Source organism: Longimicrobium sp., assembly GCF_036280135.1.
Taxonomy (GTDB): Bacteria; Gemmatimonadota; Gemmatimonadetes; order Longimicrobiales; family Longimicrobiaceae; genus Longimicrobium.
Window position 1 is genome coordinate 1 of record NZ_DASURI010000966.1, and the last position, 4,317, is coordinate 4,317.

The following is a 4,317-nucleotide window of genomic DNA, read 5'->3' on the forward strand; positions in this document are numbered from 1 at the left end:
GAAAGCGGCCCTTCTACCAAGGGACGCCGTCGCCCTGCTGGTTCCCTCCGGTCCGCGACCGGCCGTCGCGTCGGCCGAAACCCAAGCGCTTTCAACCTCCCCCAGGGTTTTTGGGGGAGGTGGGCGAGCTCCGCGAGCCCGGAGGGGGCGCCCGCGCGGACGCCGCCACGCGCGCGGATCCCGGCCCCGGCACGGCCCGCGCGACGCGCCTTCCGTTGCCGGCTATTCCCTATTCCCTATTCCCTATTCCCTCTCGTCCCGACCACCGCGCTCTCCCGGGCAAACCGCCCCCGCGCCGCGCTCAAGCCCGCGGCGGCAGGCGTCGATAATCCAGACAAGCCGCCGCGTTCCGCGTGCCGCGCAACCTTTCCGGGGGGACCCATGAAGAAGATCCTGGTGGTGGACGACTCGCTGGCCATCCGCACCGCCATCCGGCGGCTGCTGGAGCCCATGGGGTTCACCGTGGACGAGGCGGAGAACGGCGAGGTCGCGCTGCACTACTGCGAGGAGTGGGGCGGGGCGGACGCCATCCTGCTGGACATCGACATGCCCGTCATGGACGGCCTCACCTTTCTCCGCACCCTCCGCGGCAACACGCACCTGGCCCAGCCCCCCGTGGTGATGTGCACCACGCACTCGTCGCTGGAAAAGATCGCCACCGCCGTGGAGCTGGGTGCCGACGAGTACATCATGAAGCCGTTCAGCGCCGAGATCGTCGCCGGCAAGCTGGCCACCGTGGGCGTGGGCCTGGCATGACCCCCGAATCGCCCATCCGCGTGATGGTGGTGGATGACTCCACCGTCATCCGCGGCGTGCTGGGCCGCATCGTCGACGCGCAGCCGGACATGAAGGTCGTGGCATCGGCCCCCAACGGCCGCAGCGCCCTGGACCTGCTGCGCCACCGCGGCGCCGACGTGGTCCTGCTGGACGTGGAGATGCCGGAGATGGACGGCCTGGCCGCCCTGCCGCGCATCCTGGCCGAGCACCCCGACGTGCGGGTGATGATGGCCAGCTCCCTCACCCAGAAGGGCGCGCAGGTCACCCTCAACGCCCTGGCCCTGGGCGCGGCGGACTTCATCGCCAAGCCCTCGTCCCGCGGGGCGCTGGGGCTGGACGCCGTGGCCGCCGAGCTCGTGACCAAGATCCGCGGCCTCATGCGCCGTCCGCTGCGCACCGCGCCCGCCGCGCGGCCCGCGCCGCCGCCCGGCCCCGTTGCCCCCCTGGCGCCCGTCGCGCCCCTGTCGCCGCTGACCCCGCTGGGCGGGCCCGGCCTGCACCGGGGCGAGGCGGCGCGCATCGTGGCCATCGCCAGCAGCACGGGCGGGCCCAACGCGCTGTCCACGGTGCTGCGGGCCATGCCGGCGGACTTCGCCACGCCCATCCTCATCACCCAGCACATGCCGCCCGCGTTCACGGCGGCGCTGGCGGACCGGCTGGCGCGCGAGACGGGGCGCCCCTGCCGCGAGGCCGTGCAGGGCGAGCCCGTGCTGGCCGGCCACACCTACGTGGCCCCCGGCGAGCACCACATGACGGTGATGACCCGCGAGCGCGAGCCCGTGATCCGGCTGGACCAGGGCCCGCCCGAGAACCACTGCCGCCCCGCGGCGGACCCCATGCTGCGCTCCGTGGCCGCCGTGTACGGCCCCGCCGCCCTGGCCGTCGTGCTGACGGGGATGGGCGAGGACGGACGCCGCGGCTGCGGCGACATCCGCCGCCGCGGCGGGCGCATCGTGGCGCAGGACGAGGCCACGAGCGTCGTGTGGGGCATGCCCGGCGCCGTCGTCACCGCCGGCCTCGCGGACGCCGTGCTGCCCCTGGACCGCATCGCGCACCACATCCAATCGCTTTCCACCGCCGCACACGCATGATCGACCCGAACGACTACGCCTTCCTGTGCCAGCTGCTGCACCGGCACATCGGGCTCGCGCTGGGTCCCGGCAAGGAGTACCTGGTGCAGAGCCGCCTGGCGCCCGTGGCGGCGTCGCTGGGGCACACGGGGCTCCCCGCGCTGGTGTCGTCGCTGCGCATGCTGCCCTCGCAGCGCGACGTCAAGCTGGTGTGCGAGGCCATGACCACCAACGAGTCGCTGTTCTTTCGCGACGGCGCCCCGTTCGACCTGCTGCGCGACCGCGCCCTCCCCGAGCTCATGCAGGCGCGGGCCGCGTCCAGGCGGCTGCGCATCTGGTGCGCGGCGGCCTCCACGGGGCAGGAGCCGTACTCCGTGGCCATGACCCTGGCCGGCATCCCCGCGCTCAGCGGGTGGCGGGTGGAGATCATCGGCACGGACTACAGCGCCGCGGCGCTGGACCGGGCGCGGGCCGGCGTGTTCACCCACTTCGAGGTGCAGCGCGGCCTGCCCATCCAGATGCTCGTCAAGCACTTTGCCCGCGAGGGCGACGACTGGCGCATCAGCCCGGCGCTGCGGCAGGCCGTCTCGTTCCGCGAGGGCAACCTGCTGGAGTCGTTCGGCCACCTGGGCACGTTCGACTTGGTGCTGTGCCGCAACGTGCTCATCTACTTCGACCTGCCCACCAAGCGGCAGGTGCTGGACCGGATGGCCGGGCAGCTGGCGCCCGACGGCTACCTGTTCCTGGGCGCGGCCGAGACGGTGCTGGGCGTGAGTGAGCGGTGGGAGCGCGTGTCGGGCGCCTCCACGAGCGTCTACCGCCCCGCGACGGGCGCGGCCCTTCCCCTTTCGCGCGCCTCCTGACCCATGGTGATGCCGATCAGGTCCATCCTGCTGGTGGACGACGACCCGGGCGTGCTCTCCTTTCTCTCCGCCGTGTTCGCGCGCGATGGGTGGGAGGTGCACCAGGCCCTCTCGGCCGAGGACGCCCTGCGCGCCTGGGAGCTGCGCCACCCCGACGTGACCCTCCTGGACCTGCACCTGCCCGGGCTGTCGGGGATGCGGGCCCTGGAGATCCTCGTTGCCCGCGGCGCGGCCGTCGCCGTCCTCACGGGCGACGCCGACGTGGCCACGGCCGTGGACGCCATGCGCGAGGGGGCGTACACCTACCTCACCAAGCCCGTGTCGGTGGAGGCCCTGCGCGAGGCCGCCCGCGGCGCCGCGGAGCAGGCCGCCCGCACCCGGCTGGGCGCGGCGCCGGCGGGGAGCACGGTGGCCGAGGGCTCCCTGTTTGGCCCGTCGCCGCGGATGCGCGAGATGGAGCGGGAGATCGGCGTGCTGGCCACGGCGCGCGACACCACCGTGCTGCTGCTGGGGGAGAGCGGCACGGGCAAGAGCTGGCTGGCGGAACGGCTGCACGCCTTGAGCCCGCGGGCGTCGGCCCCGTTCGTGGAGGTGAACTGCGCCAGCCTGTCGTCGGCGTTCCTGAGCAGCGAGCTCTTTGGCCACGAGCGGGGCGCGTTCACCGACGCCAAGGAGGCCAAGCGGGGGCTGTTCGAGATCGCGGACCGGGGCACGCTGTTCCTGGACGAGATCGGCGACCTGTCGCCGGAGCTGCAGCCCAAGCTGCTGCGGGTGCTGGAGACGCGCAGCTTTCGGCGGCTGGGCGGCACGCGTGAGATCAAGGTGGACGTGCGGCTCGTCGCGGCCACCAACCGCGACCTGTCGGCGGCCGTGCGGGCGGGGACCTTTCGCGAGGACCTGTTCTACCGGCTGAGCGTGTTTCCCATCACCGTGCCGCCCCTGCGCGACCGCGCGGCCGAGGACGTGCACGCCCTGCTGCAGACCACCATCCACGACCTGGCGCCGCGGGTTCCGGGCGCGCCCACGCGGCTGTCGGACCGGGCGTTGCAGCAGCTGCTGCGGCACCCGTGGCCGGGCAACGCGCGCGAGCTGCGCAACGCCGTGGAGCGGGCGCTGGTGCTGGCGCGCGGCAGCGAGTCCCTGGAGCCGCACCACCTGCCGCAGTCCGTGCGCCAGGCGTCGGGCGCGGCGCCGCGGCGGGAGACGGGCGCCATCACGACGCTGGAGGAGATGGAGATCGGCCACATTGCCCGCGCGCTGCTGATGACGGGCGGCAACCGCACGGAGACGGCCAAGCTGCTGGGCATCTCGCGCGCGACGCTGCACGTGAAGATCAAAGACCACGGCCTGGAGGACGTGGGCCGCGCCCCCGCCCGCCCCTCCGCGCGCCGCCTGGCCACGGCGGAGCGCTGAAAGACCACTGCATTCTCACGCAGAGCCGCAGAGCCGCAGAGCCGCAGAGCCGCAGAGGAACTTCGTCACGCGATGAAGTACTCTGCGGCTCCGCGGCTCCTTGTACAAAAGAAAACTGCATTCTCACGCAGAGGGAGCAGGGGCAGCAGAGTACTTCATCCCGGATTGCGAACTCCCGTCCCATCATCTGGTTA

General features: G+C 73.1%; 4 protein-coding genes. All 4 read left to right on the forward strand.

All coding sequences use genetic code 11. The features are described 5' to 3' along the window. Window positions 1–381 precede the first annotated feature (381 nt). From VFZ20_RS31065 to VFZ20_RS31080, 4 genes are read left to right on the forward strand one after another with little or no spacing between them, the layout of a single operon-like run. Entirely contained in the window at window positions 382–756 is a 375-nt protein-coding gene (locus tag VFZ20_RS31065; protein WP_329687861.1) for a response regulator, read from the forward strand. After that, window positions 753–1,868 carry a chemotaxis response regulator protein-glutamate methylesterase gene (locus VFZ20_RS31070; protein ID WP_329687862.1) on the forward strand — a complete coding sequence of 372 codons (1,116 nt, stop codon included), beginning with the start codon at window positions 753–755 and terminating at the stop codon, window positions 1,866–1,868. Before VFZ20_RS31065 ends, VFZ20_RS31070 begins: the two co-directional genes overlap by 4 nt. Then, complete coding sequence (locus tag VFZ20_RS31075) at window positions 1,865–2,710, forward strand: protein-glutamate O-methyltransferase CheR (protein ID WP_329687863.1); 846 nt, start codon at window positions 1,865–1,867, stop codon at window positions 2,708–2,710. Before VFZ20_RS31070 ends, VFZ20_RS31075 begins: the two co-directional genes overlap by 4 nt. A 3-nt stretch (window positions 2,711–2,713) precedes the next feature. Continuing rightward, window positions 2,714–4,123, forward strand: coding sequence for a sigma-54 dependent transcriptional regulator (locus tag VFZ20_RS31080; protein ID WP_329687864.1), 1,410 nt, complete (start codon window positions 2,714–2,716; stop codon window positions 4,121–4,123). The last annotated feature ends 194 nt before the right edge of the window (window positions 4,124–4,317 follow it).